Source organism: Mesorhizobium sp. M4B.F.Ca.ET.214.01.1.1 (assembly GCF_004791545.1).
GTDB classification, from domain to species: Bacteria; Pseudomonadota; Alphaproteobacteria; order Rhizobiales; family Rhizobiaceae; genus Mesorhizobium; species Mesorhizobium abyssinicae.
In genome coordinates, this window is sequence record NZ_SRUX01000002.1 from 556,453 (window position 1) to 574,846 (window position 18,394).

17 protein-coding genes and 1 pseudogene are annotated in these 18,394 nt (G+C 57.4%); 14 read left to right on the forward strand and 4 right to left on the reverse strand.

Translation table 11 applies throughout. The annotated features are described in order from the left end of the window. Position 1 precedes the first annotated feature (1 nt). The gene (locus tag EN857_RS05950; protein ID WP_127391635.1) at positions 2-328 is read left to right on the forward strand and encodes a hypothetical protein; all 327 of its coding nucleotides are present in this window, start codon (positions 2-4) and stop codon (positions 326-328) included. 114 nt (positions 329-442) lie between these two features. On the opposite strand, the gene EN857_RS05955 is transcribed toward EN857_RS05950, so the two are convergent. Beyond that, on the reverse strand, positions 443-3,163 hold the full coding sequence (locus EN857_RS05955; RefSeq protein WP_127310555.1) for a class I SAM-dependent methyltransferase: 2,721 nt from the start codon (positions 3,161-3,163) through the stop codon (positions 443-445). Further along, the gene (locus EN857_RS05960) at positions 3,136-3,894 is read right to left on the reverse strand and encodes a TylF/MycF/NovP-related O-methyltransferase (RefSeq protein WP_127310558.1); all 759 of its coding nucleotides are present in this window, start codon (positions 3,892-3,894) and stop codon (positions 3,136-3,138) included. Before EN857_RS05960 ends, EN857_RS05955 begins: the two co-directional genes overlap by 28 nt. 148 nt (positions 3,895-4,042) lie before the next feature. On the opposite strand from EN857_RS05960, the gene EN857_RS05965 reads away from it, so the two are divergent. The 9 genes from EN857_RS05965 (at position 4,043) to EN857_RS06010 (ending at position 12,259) form a co-directional block, all read left to right on the forward strand. Next, positions 4,043-4,966 (forward strand): class I SAM-dependent methyltransferase, encoded by a 924-nt coding sequence (locus EN857_RS05965; RefSeq protein ID WP_127310554.1) that lies wholly within the window; start codon positions 4,043-4,045, stop codon positions 4,964-4,966. 275 nt (positions 4,967-5,241) lie between these two features. Beyond that, complete coding sequence (locus tag EN857_RS05970) at positions 5,242-5,577, forward strand: hypothetical protein (protein ID WP_127310553.1); 336 nt, start codon at positions 5,242-5,244, stop codon at positions 5,575-5,577. Positions 5,578-5,640: 63 nt separating this feature from the next. Beyond that, a complete protein-coding gene (locus tag EN857_RS05975; RefSeq protein ID WP_127310552.1) occupies positions 5,641-6,432 on the forward strand; it encodes an ABC transporter permease in 792 nt (263 codons plus the stop codon). Between the two features lie 7 nt (positions 6,433-6,439). Next, a complete protein-coding gene (locus tag EN857_RS05980; RefSeq protein WP_127310551.1) occupies positions 6,440-7,180 on the forward strand; it encodes an ABC transporter ATP-binding protein in 741 nt (246 codons plus the stop codon). A gap of 560 nt (positions 7,181-7,740) precedes the next feature. Next, complete coding sequence (locus tag EN857_RS05990; RefSeq protein WP_189521631.1) at positions 7,741-8,502, forward strand: DegT/DnrJ/EryC1/StrS family aminotransferase; 762 nt, start codon at positions 7,741-7,743, stop codon at positions 8,500-8,502. Then, complete coding sequence (locus EN857_RS05995) at positions 8,499-9,437, forward strand: glycosyltransferase family 2 protein (protein WP_210212306.1); 939 nt, start codon at positions 8,499-8,501, stop codon at positions 9,435-9,437. Before EN857_RS05990 ends, EN857_RS05995 begins: the two co-directional genes overlap by 4 nt. Then, positions 9,434-10,384, forward strand: a complete 951-nt coding sequence (locus EN857_RS06000; RefSeq protein WP_127310548.1) for a WxcM-like domain-containing protein — start codon at positions 9,434-9,436, stop codon at positions 10,382-10,384. Before EN857_RS05995 ends, EN857_RS06000 begins: the two co-directional genes overlap by 4 nt. Beyond that, complete coding sequence (locus tag EN857_RS06005; protein WP_127391634.1) at positions 10,374-10,754, forward strand: GtrA family protein; 381 nt, start codon at positions 10,374-10,376, stop codon at positions 10,752-10,754. The genes EN857_RS06000 and EN857_RS06005 overlap by 11 nt, the downstream gene beginning before the upstream one ends. Next, on the forward strand, positions 10,730-12,259 hold the full coding sequence (locus EN857_RS06010; RefSeq protein ID WP_128346380.1) for a glucosyltransferase domain-containing protein: 1,530 nt from the start codon (positions 10,730-10,732) through the stop codon (positions 12,257-12,259). The genes EN857_RS06005 and EN857_RS06010 overlap by 25 nt, the downstream gene beginning before the upstream one ends. A gap of 80 nt (positions 12,260-12,339) precedes the next feature. On the opposite strand, the pseudogene EN857_RS06015 reads toward EN857_RS06010, so the two are convergent. Then, positions 12,340-13,364: pseudogene (locus EN857_RS06015) on the reverse strand (IS481 family transposase). A 216-nt stretch (positions 13,365-13,580) separates the two neighbouring features. Between EN857_RS06015 and EN857_RS06020 the strand changes: the two are divergent. The 4 genes from EN857_RS06020 to EN857_RS06035 all read left to right on the forward strand — a co-directional run bounded on the left by EN857_RS06020 (position 13,581) and on the right by EN857_RS06035 (position 16,653). After that, positions 13,581-14,405, forward strand: coding sequence for a class I SAM-dependent methyltransferase (locus EN857_RS06020; RefSeq protein WP_187331203.1), 825 nt, complete (start codon positions 13,581-13,583; stop codon positions 14,403-14,405). A 67-nt stretch (positions 14,406-14,472) separates the two neighbouring features. Further along, positions 14,473-15,662 (forward strand): IS3 family transposase gene (locus EN857_RS06025; protein ID WP_127391629.1). Its coding sequence is split into 2 segments (ribosomal slippage): positions 14,473-14,722 and positions 14,722-15,662, totalling 1,191 coding nucleotides; the frame shifts between segments, so codons are not numbered across the junction. 149 nt (positions 15,663-15,811) lie between these two features. Continuing rightward, on the forward strand, positions 15,812-16,213 hold the full coding sequence (locus tag EN857_RS06030) for a hypothetical protein (RefSeq protein WP_135858104.1): 402 nt from the start codon (positions 15,812-15,814) through the stop codon (positions 16,211-16,213). Then, positions 16,210-16,653: a class I SAM-dependent methyltransferase gene (locus EN857_RS06035; RefSeq protein ID WP_189521632.1), complete on the forward strand. Its 444-nt coding sequence runs from the start codon at positions 16,210-16,212 to the stop codon at positions 16,651-16,653. The genes EN857_RS06030 and EN857_RS06035 overlap by 4 nt, the downstream gene beginning before the upstream one ends. A 714-nt stretch (positions 16,654-17,367) precedes the next feature. Here EN857_RS06035 and EN857_RS06045 read toward each other — a convergent pair. After that, positions 17,368-18,342: a hypothetical protein gene (locus EN857_RS06045; protein WP_127309979.1), complete on the reverse strand. Its 975-nt coding sequence runs from the start codon at positions 18,340-18,342 to the stop codon at positions 17,368-17,370. Between the last annotated feature and the right edge of the window lie 52 nt (positions 18,343-18,394).

Consider the following 18,394-nt stretch of genomic DNA (forward strand, 5'->3'; position numbering starts at 1 on the left):
GATGATGTTGCAATCAAATACCGAAATTCTAGGGGGCAATGCCGCCTCTTTGACGAAACTGGGCGAGCAGGTCGGCTCGATCGAACTTGAAATTGCCAAGAGTCGCCAGATCGCGCTCGGTGAATCCAATTCGCACGCTGCCGCTGCTGAAAGCAGCCAAACCATGCTGCGCGCAATTGACAAAGAAGTTTCAGTCCTTGCAACTTTTGTGACCTCAACCGAAAGATCCTTCTTTGGGCTCGCAGGAGAGATTGAAATTGGTCGCGCGCGAATCGTCGGCTTCATCTGGGCGATCGGCAGAGGACGGGCGGCTTCGGCGGCGGTATGAGAAGTCCTAACCTCGCGCTCTCGGGAAGTGACTCTCGAAAACCCGAAGCCAGAACCGATAAATTGGCTTGGCGGTGTGAGAACCGAGGGAACACCAGCATGGCCGGAACTCGATCTACCCCTGTCCTGTCATGAGAGACTGACGTTTGCCCTGCGGCCGCTTTTCAAAGACGACAATACTGTCATAGACACAGATTGAGTCTGTTGCATGGGTGAAGGCGTTCGCCGGCAACGCGCCACGAGCGTGATGAGCGTTGATTTCGTCGAGCTTTCCCTTGGCAAATTCCATGAACGACCCCGGCTTGCGGAGCCCGCCGCCATAGTCCTCCCAATAGCTCGTATGCGTGTCCTCGACGAAGTAAACGCCGTTCGGCTGCACATGATGGTAGAGATGCTCAAATGTCGCGATGACATGGTCCATCATGTGACTGCCGTCATCGATGACGATGTCGATGGGACCATACTTCTCGACGATCCGATCGAGGAGTTGAGTGTCATCCTGGCTTCCAACGAAGACCTCCACCCCTTGCGACTCGTGCGCCTTGCATGCAGGATCGATATCGATTCCAATAATTCGCGCGCCCTCGCCGAAATAGGCTCGCCACATCTCAAGCGATCCTCCCTTGTAGACGCCGACTTCAACGACGACCGGCCTTCGATCTCTGAACCTTTCGAAGTGACGTTCATAAACCTCGAAATAGTGCAGCCATTTGTAGATCTCTTTGCCGTTGTTGTTCAAAAAGTACTGATGCAAGAACCCGCCCATCGTAGCCTCCTTGGCGTCGGACTTTGCCACCGCCAGTTGCTCTGATTGTGGCTGTCTCCTCCCCTTATCAACGAGGTTGGTCCTGAGCCGCGCAAAAACCGGCTCCCATTCGTTTGCAACCAGGCAAAGCGCTTCCCCAAGATTTGCCGCGATCTCGGTAAATTCCATGTTTGCAAAGCGTTCTTCCGCTTGGACAATCCACGAAGGATCGTATCTACGCTTGCCAAAGCCGGATACGACGGTGAGCCCAGTCCAAGGCGTTGCAATGGTAAACACGTCGAGATCAGTGCGAAGCGCCTTGAGTGCCGGAACCATTTTCCAGACATCGCCGGTGTGGAATTGCGTTGTCGGCGGAACCTTTTGCGTCGTGTCGTCCAGGGGAACAGTGTCGTGCACGAGCAAAACCGAGCCAATGTCGCAGTAGTGTTCGAGGTTCGCAAAATCGCGCAATGCCTGGTCGAAAGTGTGAAGACCGTCAATGAACCCTACACCCACCGGGCGGCCGGCTAGCAAGACATCCGCTCCGCCGCGATCAAAAAAGGCGTCACTCGTCTCAGGAAAAATGTGCGTTTCTGTGCTGAGTGCTACCGTGGCGCGTGGATTGGGATCGATCCCGATTGCAAGAGCCGGAGCCTTGATCTTGGAGAGCGATACGCCGTCACAGACGCCTATCTCCACCACGACCGCGGGTTCTAGCTCCGAGTAAAGACGCTCCAGCCAGTCGTAGTAGAAAGGCCCGGACATCCGTGTGTTGGCCAGGCCGACATGGGCCCCCACAGTATCAGGGTTGAGGTCTAATGCTTTGCGGTATTGGACTTCTGCCGTTTCGTTGTCGCCGATGGCAAAGTACGCATCACCGATCCCAGTAAAATAGGCGGCGTTTCGAACTGGATTGTGTCGGGCAAGAATGCCGGCAGAAGAAAGAAGTCGCGACGCCGCAAGCTCGGCTGGTGCATGCGTGCTTGCCATGCGAAGGATGTCTGCCGCCGTCTGGTAATGCCCCGACTGAAACTGACCCTTGGCCAACTCAACCAGCGTCGCCGCTGTCCGGTTCGTCGGCACGCGTTCTTCTGGGGGCTTCAACTGCGCCCTAAAGCCCGCGGCGGTGGCTGGAGCGACCCTGAATGGGTTTGCAATTGTCGCCCGGGCAAGGTGCGGCAGAAGCGATGAAGGCAGCGAGCCCACGAATGCCGAGGGGGTGTGAAAAGTAAACTCGCCTGTCCCCCTCAATGCATCCCTTTCAGCCTTCCAGACGATCCAGTTCTTGCGCTGCCGCTCGACGCTTGCGTTGGTGGACACCCCGCCATGCAGTTGGTGAAATGTAGCCTCTCCCAGAGTGAGGATGAGCTGTGCTTGCGACAGCTTCATCGCACGTTCGAGCGTGTCGAGGTTGACCAGGCCGCCGCCCGGACAGCTGAAGCGCTCGTCCATGCCGTCGATCGCCTGCCAACCCTCCCGGCTCATGAAGAGGACATTCGCTTCGTGTATCGGTGAGAACCACGGATCGACCGACGACTCATCCATCGTCCCGATCTCGAACAACCGATACCCATCTTCCGGCCATAGGATGGATTGCAAAAGCGAATCCTCGATGGCCTTTGTATAACCATTCGCAGGCGCATTGGCTTGGATATCGCTTCCAAGATACCAGCCAGGCGCAGCCACTACTGCCATCGGTGCCATGTCCAGGCCGATGCGCGCGAAATGCACCAAACCGGGCGTCACGATCCGCGCGCCGTCGATCATCACCCCGATCTTGTCGCCTTTGGCCTCCTGTATCCCGCGGTTGACGGCAGCCACAGGCGAGGGTGATGCGTCATCGATGCGCAGCAGGCGAAAATTCGGCCCATATTCCGCGACCAGACTCCCGCGAACGGCTGGTGATGATCCGTTGTCGACGACAATGATCTCGTAGTCGTCCGTCGTCACGCCTTGCTGATAGGGCGTTGCCAGCGAAAGCAGGGTCCGGGGCAGTTCTCGGGCGATGTTGTAAGCGACAACAACGATGGACACGTGATTCGGTTTCATCGCGATTCCATGGGTCAGCTGTGGGCAATCGGCTTTTGCCACCAACCGCCGGTCCAGTCTATCTCGTGTATCTTAGCTTTGATGCGGTTACGTGCGCGGTAATCCTCGACCGCCTGCAGGCATGGCAGATGCGCAAGATCGTCGATGATCGCAAAGCCGCCGGGCGACAGCCTTGGATAAAGCGCTTCAAGGCTGTCCATCGTCGACTCATACATATCGCCGTCCAGCCGGATGAGGGCGAATGGACCGGCTTTCAAGTCAGGCAAGGTATCCCCGAACAAGCCTTTGACGAAGATCACCTGATCGTCCAAAAGGTCATAGGCAGCAAAGTTGGATTCAACCTGAGCCTGATCAATCGCCAACTGGCGATATTCGTGTAGTCTGTCTCCCTGGTCGGCAGGAAAATTCTCGGCGTCCGGCGGCGGCAGACCGTCGAATGAGTCGGCGACATAAACCTTCCTGTCTTTTACCTCATTGGCGGCCAGTACTCCCCTCATGAGGATGCTGCAGCCACCGCGCCAAACGCCGGTCTCAATGAAATCCCCAGGCACGTTCTCATTAATGGCTCGCTGGACGAGGTCACGCACGTTCGTCAAACGTTTCACACCCGCCATAGAATGAGCAATTGTCGGCCAATCGCGACCCAGGAGGCGATCCTCGCGATTAAAGGGGGTCGACTCTCCCACCTTCGAGGGGTCAATCACCTGCGAACCGGAGCTGTAGATGGTATTGGCAATGATCTTGATGAGGAGATCTGTATAGAGACGGTTCACAATCGACCTTTCAAGCCACTTCGGTTTCGAATCGGAATATGCTGTTGCGGATATCCAGCCGAAGTGCAACTGAACAATCACTTTGCGACGGCCAACCAACAGCGCTGTGCAAGCCAGCCGCAACCCATTGCTAAACGGAGCCACCCCAATGCCAACCGCCGATCAAGCGATGGGCATGATCGAAACGCTCGACATTGCCGTTTTCCAGGTCAAGACTGAGACCACCCTCAGTGACCGCACGAGTTTCCTGCGGGTGCAGAACTTCGCTCGATCGGTGTTCGGCCGTTATGTTTACCTTGAGGTTGGCTCACATCTCGGCGGCAGCCTGTTCCCGCACCTGATCGATCCGGCCTGCGAAGTCGCGGTATCAGTCGATCCGCGGCCTGCGGCCCAGCCAGACGAGCGCGCCCAGGTCTTTCACTACCCAGAAAACTCGGCGGCCCGAATGGTCGCCATGCTCTCGGATTTGCTTCCGCCCGCTGCAATGGCCAAACTGACCACGATAGATAGTGACGTCTCCGATGTGCGTCCCGAGGCGATCGACCCCAAGGCCACGCTTGCGCTAATTGACGGAGAGCATACCGATAAGGCCTGTTTTTCGGACTTTGTCGGCGTTTTGCCACTCATGGAACCGAATTGCATCGTTTGCTTGCACGACGCCAACCTGATCGCCGACGCGATTGTCAATGCGGAGCGCTTTCTTGATCATCTCGGCACCACTCACGCGACTGTATTCCTTCCAGACACCGTAGCCGTGATGGGCCTCGGCAGGCTTGCGTCTGCAGTCCGGGATCAGCTCCAGCCCCACGCATTGGACCGGGAGACTTACCTGGACCGATCACAACGACAGCTATGGTCTCATATAGCCAGCGTGCACTCGCCCAAAATCCATGCCGAACTGGAGCGCCTGCGCTCTGACAATTCGCAGTTGGTCGACGAGATTGAACGCATGCGGAAGGCAAGCCTGGACGCGGAGGCCCGCGTGGCCGCCATGACCTCCAGCACGACCTGGCGCGCATCCGCCCCAGTACGAGCGATGGTCGATCGCATCAAACGTCGCTTCGCAAGTTAAAGTCGCGATGAGCGCAGTTGGAGCCGACAATGAAGCAAGTTGCCGGGGTGTGTCATGGACGAAATTTATTGAAACGCCGCACGTACCGCTCCGATCCAGCCCACTGCGGACGATGGATCGCCAAGCCGGAAAAGTCAGGACAGGTCACAAGCAGCCTTTCCGCCCCTACCCCAGCTCCCGGGCGCCCGACATGTCAGGTATACCGCCGCCGCTGGTGTGGATGCAGTCGGGCCCCTTGCACACTGCTGGAACGGCAGCCAGGAAACGCCGGTCGCATGAGGCGAACAGCATCGCGCCTGTCATCCATCATTGCACGCCAAAAACACCTGACAGGCACGCGCAGTGCTCTGACCAGCGCCTGGTTTTCGGCAACGGTGGGCCTCAAGCATGTGTCATCAACCAGCTCGTCGCCCTGCCGCCGCGGTCTGCGCGTCTCGTCGGATGACCGACCGCAGATCCGACGTCGTGATGTGCTTTGGATCGGCGGCGAACTTCGTCTGGTTGGCAAGGAACGGGAGATCGTACTGCATATCCCGATGTGCGCTTTGCGAATCGCTGGCAGCTTCACTACGACGCAGCGCCTTGCCATATGCGTGTCGCAATCGATGTGAAGAGGTCTCCGGCGGCTCCATCACAGCTATGAATCCCAGAAACAAAATGCGACACCATCAGCGATGATTGCAGTATTTAACGGCGCCGTCGACGACATCAGCAAGGCTATGAGATTGCACCGGGTGTGGATCGCGCTTGCCCACGAGGACATCGGCGACCAGCACAGACGCACGACGCTCGGCCCTCTTTGGCTCCTGGTCAACTACGTCGCGTTCGTAGGCACATTCGTTTTCGTGTTCCAGCCCGCCGGCAAGGATGCAGCGGGTTATGCTGCCTATGTCGCCATAGGCCTCCTGGTATGGTTCTACCTGATGGAAGTCATGTCCTTGAGCGTGTCGCTCTTTCAGCGCGAAGAGAGCTTCATCGAAGGCACGACGCTGCCTTTGTTTGTGTATGTGATGCGATTGGCATTGCAATCCTCGATAAGGGCGGGCTATGCGATCGCGGGATGCGTTGCCATTTTGCTTTTGAGCGGCCCTTCGATCGCCTCTCCGTGGCTATGGTCAGTTGCAGGACTGCTCCTGATACTGCTGGTCACGCCCGCAATGATCACCGTATTCGCGTTTCTCGGAGCTTTCTTTCCCGACAGCCAGTTCATTGTTGGCAATTTATTGCGGGTCGGCATGTTCTTCACACCCGTTTTCTGGGTGTATAACGGCCAAGAGGGTGTCCAGAAATACGCCTACCACTGGAATCCGTTCACTTATTTTCTGGAGATCGTCCGTTTGCCGATCATGAAGGGAGAATTTCCAGCTCATGCGTTCACTGTAACGATCGTCATGTCTTTGGCTACATGGATGATTGCATTGTTGCTGCTTGGTCGTTATCGCAGGCAAATCATCTTCATCATCTGAGTTTTCGATGGTTTCTATCAAGCTGGACAACGTAGGCCTTGTTTACAAACTGCACGAAAAGCTGACGCTTTCCGCGCCGGATCGGCGTGTGGGCAGGCCAGGCGGTAGAATCGAAGGCTCGGGCAGAAAGCAGTTCGTGCAGGCGCTCGACGGCGTCAGTTTCGAATTGAAGGCCGGCGACCGGCTGGGGCTGGTTGGCCCGAACGGTGCCGGCAAGACTACCCTTCTCAAGGTGCTCTACGGCATCTACGAGCCATCCGCCGGAAACGTGGCGATAGAAGGAAAAGTCGACGCTCTGTTCAACATCAACATAGGCTTTCGTCGCGAGGCCACCGGTCGCAGGAACATCGTTTTGCGTGGACTGATCAGCGGGTGGACGGAAGCCGAGATCGAAGAGAAGATGGAGGACATCATTGCTTTCAGCGAGCTCGGGGATTTCATCGATTTGCCATTCAAGGCTTACAGCCAAGGGATGGCCGCGCGACTGGCCTTTTCGGCGGCGACCGCGCTCGATCCCGAGATTCTGTTGATGGACGAGTGGATAGGCGCCGGCGATGCCTCTTTCCAGGAGAAGGCCAAGAGGCGCATGGACGAACTTGCGGAAAGGGCCGGCATTATCGTTCTGGCGAGTCATAGCGAAGGCCTTATCCAAAGCGTATGCACCAAGAGACTGACGCTAAGAAGTGGTCGGGTGGAATCCCTAACGATGGAGCCGGCCAAGCGTGCTGGGACAGTCGCAAGACCCTAGGCTCATGGCGCTCTTCGTGAGCAACGGCGCGCAGGGCCTGTTGCGGTGACGGTAGAATCCCAATATTTGTGCCACTTCTTTCCAGTACTCTGTTACGCCCACAATGCAAGATTTTCGCTACGTTAGCGGCTGCTGAACTTACAGACTCGCGAACGTGCCAGATGAATTACGCTAGACTCTTGAGTTGTTGATGACGAAGCCAAATGCCGTTCCGATGAATGATCTGAAGCGCCTATATCAGCGCTACGAGGTCAAAATCGACCGCGAAGTAGCCAGCACGCTGCGTTCCGGGTGGTGGCTCAACGGAAGCACGGGAAGAAGATTCGCCGCGAACTTTGCGGAGTTTGTAGGGGTGTCGGACTGTGTCCTTGTGGCCAACGGAACGGACGCCCTTGAGCTCGCCCTGGCCTCAGTCGCCAGACTCGGCGATACACGCGGCCGCGAAGTGATCATGACGGCCAACGCTGGGGGATATGCCAGCTGCGCCTGCTGGCACAACGATCTCATTCCGCATTATGTTGACATCGAACCGGCCAGCCAGCTCGTAAGTGTTGCAGTCAGTGCAGGAAGCAGTCTGCGCAGATACCGCTGCAATCGTCGTTACACACCTTTATGGCGGTGTCGTCGATGTCCGGGCCATCAGAGCTGGACTTGCACTGGCTGGCCTCTCACACATTCCGATCGTCGAGGATTGCGCTCAGGCGCACGGGGCCCGTATCGGCGGCAATATGGCCGGGTCACTTGGAGATATCGCTACTTTCAGCTTTTACCCGACCAAGAATCTCGGCGCGATGGGTGACGGCGGCGCGGTCCTCACCTCTGATCCTGCACTCGCCGGACAAGTGCGACAGTTGCAACAGTATGGCTGGACTTCAAAGTATCATGTCGGCATCCCGGGAGGGCGAAATTCCCGCATGGACGAGGTCCAGGCCGCGATACTGGATGTATTGCTCCCTGATGTGGACAATCGCAATGAACAACGCCGCGCCATCCTGGACCGATACAAGTCCGTCGCCAGGCGCCGGGTGAAATTCTTGAACGGAGGCGACGGCGCTGTCGCCCACCTCGCCGTGGCCCTCTGTGACGATCGGGATGCATTCAGAGCGTTCATGAAAGAGCGTGGCGTGGATACCGAAATTCACTACCCTGTGCTGGATTGCGACCAGGTCGGCTGGGCGGACTTGCCGATGAAAGGAATTGAGAACCTCCCTGTATCAAGAGCCAGCGTGGGCCGACTCTGTTCCGTCCCTTGCTATCCCGACATGACGAATAACGAGATAGAGCAGGTGTGCCTGGCCCTCGGCGAATGGGAGGCAATGTGACAACACGCTCGATCGTTTTCCCGATTTATCGAAATCAGGCGAACATCCCCTCCCTTCTGCAAGCGATCGCTAATTTCCATTCCATGTATCAAGGCGACATCGAGTTTGTCTTCGTCGTCGACGGGTCGCCGGATGAATCGGGCGCCCTGCTGGTCACCGAGTTGAAGAACTCCGCCTATGTCTACAAGATCATCTTCCACAGCCGCAATTTCGGCTCCTTCACCGCCATTAGAACCGGCCTCGAACATGCTTCAGGCAATCAGGTTGCCGCGATGGCCGCCGATCTGCAGGAACCGCCGGAACTCATCGTCGAGTTCTTTTCGATACTGGAGAAAGACGGGGCGGATGTCGTCTTTGGCCGCAGGGTCGGGCGCGATGATCCGCCCCTGACCCGTTTTCTGTCCAAGGCCTTCTGGGCTGCCTACCGCAAGCTGGTCCTGCCCAGCATGCCGAGTGGCGGGGTCGATATTTTCGCCTGCAATCGCCAGGTGCTGGAATCGATCCTGTCGATTGAAGAGCCGAACAGTTCGCTTGTTGTGCAGCTGTTCTGGGTGGGATTCAGGCGAGAATTCGTAGCCTATCGCCGCCGCGAGCGAGAACATGGAAAGAGCGCCTGGAGCATGGCACGCAGGTTCCGCTACATGATGGACAGCATATTCTCGTTTTCCGACTTTCCGATCGTTCTGACGCTCTGGGCGGGCATTGTCGGTTGCGCACTAAGCTTGATATTCGCATTCGTCACCGTGGTTGCCCGATTGCTTGGCAAGATCGACCCTGCCGGCTACACGACGCTGGTGCTGCTGATCACCGGTTTCGGATCGGCCAGCCTTGCGGTGCAGGGCATTCTTGGCTGCTACCTTTGGCGCGCTGTTGAAAACACCAAATCGCGCCCGCTCAGAATCATAAGCCGCGTCGTCGATGGAACATCCAAATGACGGACAGACCGTTCTTTGTTCATGACCGTGGCATTTGCGAGACTTCGCACGTCGGCGAAGGAACCCGCATCTGGGCGTTTGCCCACGTCCTACCCGGCGCCGTGGTCGGCTCGAATTGCAACATTTGCGACCATGTTTTCATCGAGAATGATGTGATCATCGGCGATGAAGTGACCATAAAGTGCGGTGTCCAATTGTGGGACGGCCTTCGCTTGGGCAATCGCGTCTTTGTCGGCCCGAATGCGACGTTCACCAACGATCGCTTCCCCCGTTCGAAGGAATACCCCGAAACGTTTCTGCTGACGACCGTCGAGGATGGCGCGTCGATCGGCGCCAACGCGACGATTCTGCCGGGCATAACCATCGGCCGTCAGGCTATGATCGGCGCCGGCGCGGTGGTGACCAAGAACGTCCCCGCCAATGCCGTGGTGGTTGGAAATCCAGCCATCATCATCGGCTATCAGACCGGCCCGCAAGTGGAACCGGTGGTGACACAAGCGATCCCCAATGCAGCTGGCGACAGAATGCCACTTGGCGTTGGCGATTGCGAGCTCTGGCGGCTGCCGCATTTCAGCGACCTGCGCGGCGAGCTTGCTCCGCTCGAGTTCGGCTCGAACCTGCCCTTCAGGCCGGCGCGCACGTTCCTGGTCTATGGGGTCCCTTCCGACAAGGTCAGGGGGGAACATGCGCATCGCCAGTGTCATCAGTTCTTGATCGCGGCCCATGGCCGGCTTTCGGTGGTCGTCGATGACGGTCATGACAGAAAAGAGGTGTCGTTGTCTGATCCGTCGATCGGCCTTCATCTACCCCCGGGAATTTGGGGCATTCAGTACAAGTTCCAGCCCGATACTGTCCTGTTGGTCATGGCTTCACATCCGTATGATGCAGCCGACTACATCAGAGACTATTCGGATTTCCTCGCTGTGGTCGGGCGGGATGGCAGCTGATCGCATCGGCGCGGATGCCATCCGCTTTCTTGTCGCCGGCGGCCTGAACACCGCGCTGACCAGCCTTGTCTATTTCGCCGGCCTCACCGTACTCCCATCGGCCCTTTCCTACGCGATTGCCTGGCTGGCGGGCCTAGCGTTTGCGATGGTGTTCTATCCCGACCGCGTATTTCCCGGCGGTCGTACCGGCATTGCCGACAGGCTGGCCATCGGCGGCTCGATCGCTGTCGTGTTTGTGATCGGATTGACTACCCTTCAGTTTCTCGAAGGCATTCTGCAAAACACCGTTGTCGCGTTCTTCATGACCCTTGCCACGACGACCGTCCTCAACTTCCTGATTTCTCGATGGATACTCCGCAGACCATGCTGACGCGAACAAGCACCATCCGACCGGCAATTAATCTCTTCGCGATCTTTGCCGTGATGTATTTCTCTGAACTGACTTCCTTCCAACTATCGATTGATGAGGAGGTCGCAGCCTTCAGAACGGAGGCCTCGATCTGGATTATCCAAGGGCGCTGGGGCGCCTACCTCATCGAGACATTTATCCTTCCTAATCCCATCATACCTTTCCTCACACCAGGCATCTTTGGCCTGGGCTGTGTTGGTGCCTACCTCCTTGTCATGGACATCATCGACAAGCACGAGCTCTCCGCGGCGGAGTACGCATGTTTTGCGCTTTTCTGCGGCTTCCCGACATGGTTCTTCATGGTCGAGTTTTACTCGAATATTGCCACGATCGGGATCGGTCTTTTCGCGATGGCTCTTTCGGTTTGGCTCGTTAGCAAAGGGGACAATTCGGTCCTCAGCCTGCGTTTCTTATGCGCAATAGTCGCCGGCAGCTTCGCGGTTTCGACTTATCAGAGTTTTGCGCCTGGAATACTTGTACTGGGCATCGCGGTTTCCGTTCTTCGGGCGCGATCTGACGCCAGCAAATCATTTCCTACGGACCTGTTTCGGATGGGAGTCCTCCTGGTCGGCGCTACGCTGCTCTACAAACTCGGCGACGTTATCTTTAGGTCATTTGTCACCGGGAGAAACGAGTATTTCGAATCTCTTTTCCAACTGAGCTTTCTGTTTCAACATCCGGCGACTGTCATTGGGCGCGTGTTGAACGCTGTAAAAGGCGTGTACGGCCTCGACTTTGCCACCTATGGTGCTGCGCTATGGGCGATTCCGCCACTGCTCGCGCTGGGTGGCTTGGCCGTTTTTAAGGACACCGCCCGTCCAAGACTGCTGTTGACGGCAGCAGCCTTCGCTTCGTTACTCGTTCCCTTCGGTTTTCATTTCCTCGCCGCCGGAAACATGCCCACCCGAAGTCTGGCTGGAGCGCCGATCGCGGTGTGGCTTTTTGCCTATGTAGCTGTGACGAGCAAAAATCCCAGGATTCAGGTCCCGTCGGCGATATTGCTGGCGGTGGCGCTTTTCCAGATCCAGGTCATCCAGAATTCTCGCCAGGCATCCAACTACCTACTCGACAAGCACGATACTCTTCTTGCCGTCTCGATCTACAACCGATTGTCGACGACACCGGGGTATGACGCAAAACGCACATATGCCATCAGCGTTTTCGGCTCGCAGCCATTTGCGACCACATATCCAAGAACGCCCGGCTCAACGGTGGGATACTCCTTCTTCGAATGGGACGGCGGCAATTCCTGGCGGATTGCCTACTACATGAAACTGCTGGGTTATTCCAATTTGAACGGCGCAACGCCGGATCAAGTCGACCGAACAATTATCCGTCTTTCAACGATGCCGGTTTGGCCTGCTCCCGGCAGTGTGGAAATCAAGGACGACATCGCGCTGATAAGGCTCGGCGAGACACCTAGCTACCCAAATCAGCAAGCCCTCGAAAGGGCGGCTAACCGTTGAAGCCACCGCAACTGGTTCCCTCACGGAAGTCCTTCAGCGAGGGATGGCGCAGCTTCTCCTCGCCTCGCCGGTTCAAAGAACTAACGCATTTCATTAGCTTTAGCTTTCGCCAGATGTTTAGTCCCGGCATTTGCTGAAGCGGATTGAGTTTGAAGGTTCCGGTTGTGACGCCCACGCCTTGCAATGAACTCGTAGGGCGTGAGACCCTTGAGGGTCTTGAGCCTGCGGGCGAAGTTGTAGGCGGCGACGAAGTCGGCGAGATGGGTGCGGAGTTGGTCGTGGCTTCGTAGTAGAAGCGCTTGACGGTGGCGTCCTTGATAGTCCGGTTCATTCTCTCGACCTGGCCGTTAGTCCACGGATGCCTGGCCTTGGTCGTGCGGTGCTCGATGTCGTTCCTGGCGCAGGCGTATTCGAAGGCGTGAGCGCGGAATATCTCGCCACTTGCGATTGCCTCTTTGATCAGCGGCACCGCCGAGCCACCGGCATAGGGGGTGGTGAACTGGATGCCATTGTCGGTAAGCACGGTATGGATCTTGTAGGGCACGGCCGCGATTAACCGCACTAGAAAGTCTCTTGATACGGCTGTGGGGGCCTTCTCGTGCAACTCGACGAAGGCGAACTCGAGGGTGCGGTCGATAGCGACGAACATCTGCGGCTTGCCCTGCTCGGTCCTGACCTAGGCAATGTCGATGTGGAAGTAGCCGATCGGGTAGCTCTTGAATTTCCTCTTCGCCGGTTTGTCGCCCTCGACATCCGGGAGCCGGCCGATGCCATGGCGCTGCAGGCAGCGATGCAATGAAGATCGCGTCAGGTGCGGGATGGGCGCTTGAAGCGCATAGAGGCAGTCGTCGAGCGGCAGCAGCGTGTAGCGGCGGAAAGCAACAATGACCGCCTCTTCCTCAATCGAGAGCACCGTCGAACTCGGTTCCTTCGGACCGTCGGTAGATCGGCGACCGAAGCTGGCCTCTTCCACTTCGCAACCGTCTTCTAGTTGATCCCGATGGCGCTTGGCCAGCGTCCTCAGCCTCTCTTGACTATGCTGTATCGCTCGACGGACCGCCTCTGTCGTTGTGGCGCTCCCATGCAGAACTTGCCCATAGCGCATCTTTTGATTCGGAAGACAATGATGCTCCATCAAAGCCCGGGATCAAACATCTAGCAGCGCTTGTCCGGCGTCACGGCGCGGTTTGTGAACTGAAGGTTGCGATCAGGGCGGCCGGCATCCCGGCATGGCTGGCAATAGAGCACCTTGATCAGATCCCAGTGCATGCAGCCATCGTCTACGCCCAGGCGCCGGAAGCGCCGCCACGTCGAGCACGACATGTTGAATGCAAGGCATGCAATTTATGTTTACAAGGCGCTCTGTGAACAGCAGCAGGTGGCAACCAAAATGACTTTCGAGCAAATTGCAACCCTTTATTCAGACTACGCTAATAGAGCGGTCAGCACCGAACTTCACCCAAACGATGTAATGTACAACACTGGTCCGTCACATTACTTCAACGTCGGGAAGTCGGGCGTGCAGGCCATTCTCACAGGCCTCTCGCTTTCGTGGCGCAGCCAGGTGATGACGGTTCTCGACTTGCCTTGCGGCCACGGCCGCGTTGGCCGGCACCTTAGGCAGCTCTTTCCCAATGCCGAGCTTTTCTATTGCGACATTGATGCCGAAGGGGCTGACTTTTGCGCCCGAGCGTTTGGCGGGAAAGCCATACACTCAAAGGCTGACCTGCTGCAGGTTGATCTGCCAAAAAAACTCGACATGATCTGGGTCGGGTCGCTCTTCACTCACGTCGACAAGCGGCGAACGGATGCATGGCTGCACTACCTTGCCGACCATCTGAGCGATCACGGCGTTCTTGTCGCCACCTTCCATGGCTATTTCACTGGGAAAAATACCAAGTTTCACGGCGGCGTGGATGAGGCGCGAGTTCGCCGAGAGTTCGAGACAACCGGCTTCGGCTATTCGCGATACACCACCCTTGCCGGCGTGGAGGACTATGGCCTATCGCTGTCGAAGCCGTCCGCTGTTCTCGACATCGCCGACACAATTCCCGGCGTGCGCGCCTCGTACATCGAGCGCGGATGGGCAAACAATCACGATGTCTTGGTGATCAACAAGAATGATCGGTTGGCTACCCTTGGCTGATCTGACCTTGCCCCTGTAGTCTAATCCGGTTTGAAGTTCGTTCTGGCCCATCGAAGAGGACCAGGACATGAAGCGCAGCCGCTTTTCTGAAGAGCAGATCATCGGAATTCTGAAGGAGCATGAGGCCGGGGTCTCGGTCGTCGATCTGTGTCGGAAGCACGGCGTCAGTGATGCTTCGATCTACAACTGGAAGGCCCGCTTCGGCGGGATGGATGTTTCCGAGGCTCGGCGACTGAAGGCGCTGGAGGACGAGAACACGCGGTTGAAGCGGCTTCTGGCCGACGCCATGCTCGACAATGCCGCGTTGAAGGATCTCGTGGGAAAGAAATGGTGACGCCCGCGGCCAAGCGGAAAGCTGTCGCTCGCCTGAAGGAAGGCTTCGGGATGAGCGAACGGCGGGCGTGTAAAGCCATCGGCGGTTGCCGCATGACGGTTCGCTACGAGACCAGCAGGCCCGACGACCGCGAGCTTCGCGCACGGATGAAGGCGATCGCGCAGGAGCGTCGCCGGTTCGGCTACCGGCGCCTGCTCGTGATGCTGAGGCGGGAGGGCCTGGTCGTGAACCACAAGAAGCTGTTCCGCCTCTATCGGGAGGAGAAGCTCGCCGTTCGCCGACGTGGCGGCCGCAAGCGGGCGATCGGGACCAGGGCGCCGATGCTTGTGCCGCTGAGGCCCGACGAGCGCTGGTCGCTCGACTTCGTATCGGACCAGCTCACCGACGGCCGTCGCTTGCGCATCCTGGCCGTCGTCGACGATTGCACGAGAGAGTGCCTGGTACTCATCGTTGATACATCTCTCTCGGGCATGCGGGTTGCCCGCGAACTGGACCGGCTCATCACCGAGCGTGGCCGGCCGAGGATGATCGTCAGCGACAATGGCAGCGAGTTCACCTCGAACGCCATCCTCGCCTGGGCGGATCAGAACCGCGTCGAATGGCATTACATTGCGCCCGGCAAGCCGATGCAGAACGGCTTCATCGAGAGCTTCAATGGCCGACTGCGCGATGAACTACTCAACGAGACGCTGTTTACCTCGCAGGCTCAGGCGCGCGTAGCCATCGCCCTGTGGCGCGCCGACTACAACACCGCGCGGACGCACTCCCAAATCGCCTGGCAGACACCGGCCGAGTTCGCCAGCACCTTCAATCCGCGACGGTCGCTCGCGCTGCGCTATGCCAAAGGCTCCGCGCCAGCGCCCGTCGCTTCACCCGCCCAGCAGGGCAAAACCCACGCCGGAAACGAACTCAAAACTGGATAAAAACTGGGGGCAACGTCAGATCGCACGCGCTACTGACTGAAGGCGACTTGGCCACTGTGAAAAAACACTGGCGGGCCTGGTGACACCGGCCCATACCTAGTCTAGTTGATCGACCGTTGCTAACAAGGCCTCGGCGATCCGGAGGAAGTATGCAACACACATTGCCGTACCTGGCAGAGGCGGAGCATATCGCGGCCAAAACTGGGAGCCCTGAACAGGCCCTCGCCGCGCTCAGAAAGCTAAGCCTCGACGACTTCGGGCTGTTCGTAATTTCCTTGCCGAACAAAGAATACCCAGCGCTCTCGAAGATACTGCCGCGCATGGCCAGCCCAGAAATACAGACCACCTGGACGGGTGCAAGTGGCGTTGAACTCCTGAAGCAGACCCTTGCCTTCACGCGGATCGTTGAGAGCTGCGCCGTTCGCCATACTCAAAAGCCGCTTCACGGCTCCACGATCCTCGACTTCGGATGCGGCTACGGGCGCATCATGCGGATGATGTACTTCCGGATCGCCTCTGGGGCGTCGACGCATGGGAAAATTCGCTCATGACCTGCAAAGAGGCCGGCATGCTTGGTCATTTTGTGCAGTCCGAGCGAGTGCCCGAAAGGCTGCCGGTCGGCGATACTAAATTTGATCTCGCCTTTGCTTTCTCTGTGTTCACCCATCTTGCCCCGAGCGCCGCCGACGCCTGCCTGCTGGCCATGAGAGGTCATCTGCGGGACGGAGCTTTGTTTATTCTGACGATTCGCCCAGTCGAATTCTGGCCGTTCATTGATCAAGTTCGGAAAACAAACGTCCAAGCAAAACTGGTGAAGGAGCACCAAACCACCGGGATCGCCTACCTGCCTCACAACGGCATTGAAGGCGAGACATACGGCGACACGTCCCTCACCTTCGATTTTTTCAGGAAGGATGGGTGGAAGATGCTCGGCTATGAGCAGTCGATATTCGATGTTTTCCAGACGTCCGTGATACTGCAGGCCGCCTAGTTGCCATCGGAAACGAGCGTTGCCCATTTGCCGGACGTCGCCGCTTAAGGATCGCTGTGCTCTCGCTTAGAGAGTCAGACCCGAGCGAGGCGAAGAGATGGGCGAAACAAAAGACAAAGACGGGATTCAGATCGGCCACTTCGACGCTATGGCCGAGATGAGCGATTAGTTCACCTCGCGAAAATCCTGCAGCGAGGCATGGCGCAAGTCTTCCTCGCCCCGTAAATGGTCGGCAGAGGCACCTGTCTGCCCTTGGCCGGTCCACCGACTTGGCCACAAACAAGAGCCACCGACGGATCGACGAATTGGTCGCGCATGAGGGCAAGATGATCCGGCATCATCAAGTCATCATCCGGAGAGAAGGCCATTAATTCCCCTCGTGACGATCGAAGGGCCAAATGACGATTCGCATGCCCAAAGTGCGGTGCCTTGGGGAAACTAAACCAACGAACGCGTGGGTCAGAAAGCCCAGGAAGAGCTAGAACCGCATGTTTTCCGTAGCCGCCCCACACTTGAGGGCCGCAGGGCGCGGGGCTGCCGACGGATGCCCTTGAAGAGGCGCTCGTTTTCCTACGCCGGCTCGGCTCGGACGACTTCGGCCTCTATATGATTTCCTTGCCGAACAAGGACTATCCCGGCTTGTCGCATCTCCTGCCGGCGGTGGCCAGCGGCGAAATGCGGGAGACTTGGACCGCCGGGGCATTCCAGATGGAGTCATTTTTCAGACCATCTAGCGAAACGTTCCAAAACATCAGGCCCTATCTGGCTAAGAATAGCCAATCCGCGTGAGGTCAGCTCGGCATCCGTCATCTCAAGATATGATATCTGGTTTACTTCCGGGCACCAATGTCGATCCAAAAACTGTGCCGGCTCAGGGATATCAGAGAAGTCGGAGAGAATCTGTACATTCTCTTCCCGAAACCGTTTTGCGATACTCCGGGCCGTCAGGAGGTCGAGCATGGGAACGTTGGCGCGTTTGTACTCGTCGGGTAGCACTGTCAGCAACCATCTTTCAAGTTCGACGTCGTGATACCCCGAGAAGAGATCCCGCGCGCGCTTGGCCATCAGGTGGAGGAGAGAATAATCGATCCCTTCGTTCGCCCTCAAATCTAGAGGGGAGATGCTGCTCCCGATCAAACCAAAGAAGTCCGGGACGACACCACCTCCGACAAGAGTCGGGCCGAGCGGCCTCACAATGACCCGAGCTCGTGGTAGTGCTGCGCGCCACGCGTTTAGCGATTCCAGACAATTCGGCATTCCGGTTGTCAAGCAACGCTCAACGAAAGCTCGAAGGCTGGTGGCATCCTTCATGTACCACTGCTTCCACGCGCTTGGTATCCATTGGAATTGCGGGCGCATGTAAATGACGACGATCGTATCGATCTCGCAATCAATTCCCGATAAGAGTCGCGGTTTCTTCGGAGATTCAAGATTTTCTGCAGAAAGTACTGCGACAGACGGCGCAACTCTTTTGATTTCCCGACCGAGCCGCTCGGTCAATACCTCGTCTCTCTCGCAGGCCTCTTCGACCAACCATTGCGGGATCCCAGGCTGATCGAACGTCAGATCACCGCCAATCTTGCGAATTCCATCCTGTTCAAGCGCCGCCGAATAAACATGCAATGCTTCTTGAATGGCGCTACTTCCAGTCTTTCCAAAGCCGGCATGGATCACTAATTTCATGTTCATGTGTCTTTCAGAGGAAGCGCGGATCGCCATCGAGTTCAACCAGGTTCAGTAC

Bases quoted from the DNA above. Each gene is read 5' to 3' on its own strand.
- EN857_RS06030 (WP_135858104.1), top strand. From the start codon at position 15,812: ATGCAACACACATTGCCGTACCTGGCAGAGGCGGAGCATATCGCGGCC.
- EN857_RS06000 (WP_127310548.1), top strand. From the start codon at position 9,434: ATGACGGACAGACCGTTCTTTGTTCATGACCGTGGCATTTGCGAGACT.
- EN857_RS05950 (WP_127391635.1), top strand. From the start codon at position 2: ATGATGTTGCAATCAAATACCGAAATTCTAGGGGGCAATGCCGCCTCT.
- EN857_RS05975 (WP_127310552.1), top strand. From the start codon at position 5,641: ATGATTGCAGTATTTAACGGCGCCGTCGACGACATCAGCAAGGCTATG.
- EN857_RS05965 (WP_127310554.1), top strand. From the start codon at position 4,043: ATGCCAACCGCCGATCAAGCGATGGGCATGATCGAAACGCTCGACATT.
- EN857_RS05980 (WP_127310551.1), top strand. From the start codon at position 6,440: ATGGTTTCTATCAAGCTGGACAACGTAGGCCTTGTTTACAAACTGCAC.
- EN857_RS05970 (WP_127310553.1), top strand. From the start codon at position 5,242: ATGAGGCGAACAGCATCGCGCCTGTCATCCATCATTGCACGCCAAAAA.
- EN857_RS06035 (WP_189521632.1), top strand. From the start codon at position 16,210: ATGACCTGCAAAGAGGCCGGCATGCTTGGTCATTTTGTGCAGTCCGAG.
- EN857_RS06005 (WP_127391634.1), top strand. From the start codon at position 10,374: ATGGCAGCTGATCGCATCGGCGCGGATGCCATCCGCTTTCTTGTCGCC.
- EN857_RS06010 (WP_128346380.1), top strand. From the start codon at position 10,730: ATGGATACTCCGCAGACCATGCTGACGCGAACAAGCACCATCCGACCG.
- EN857_RS06045 (WP_127309979.1), bottom strand. From the start codon at position 18,342: ATGAACATGAAATTAGTGATCCATGCCGGCTTTGGAAAGACTGGAAGT.
- EN857_RS06020 (WP_187331203.1), top strand. From the start codon at position 13,581: ATGTTGAATGCAAGGCATGCAATTTATGTTTACAAGGCGCTCTGTGAA.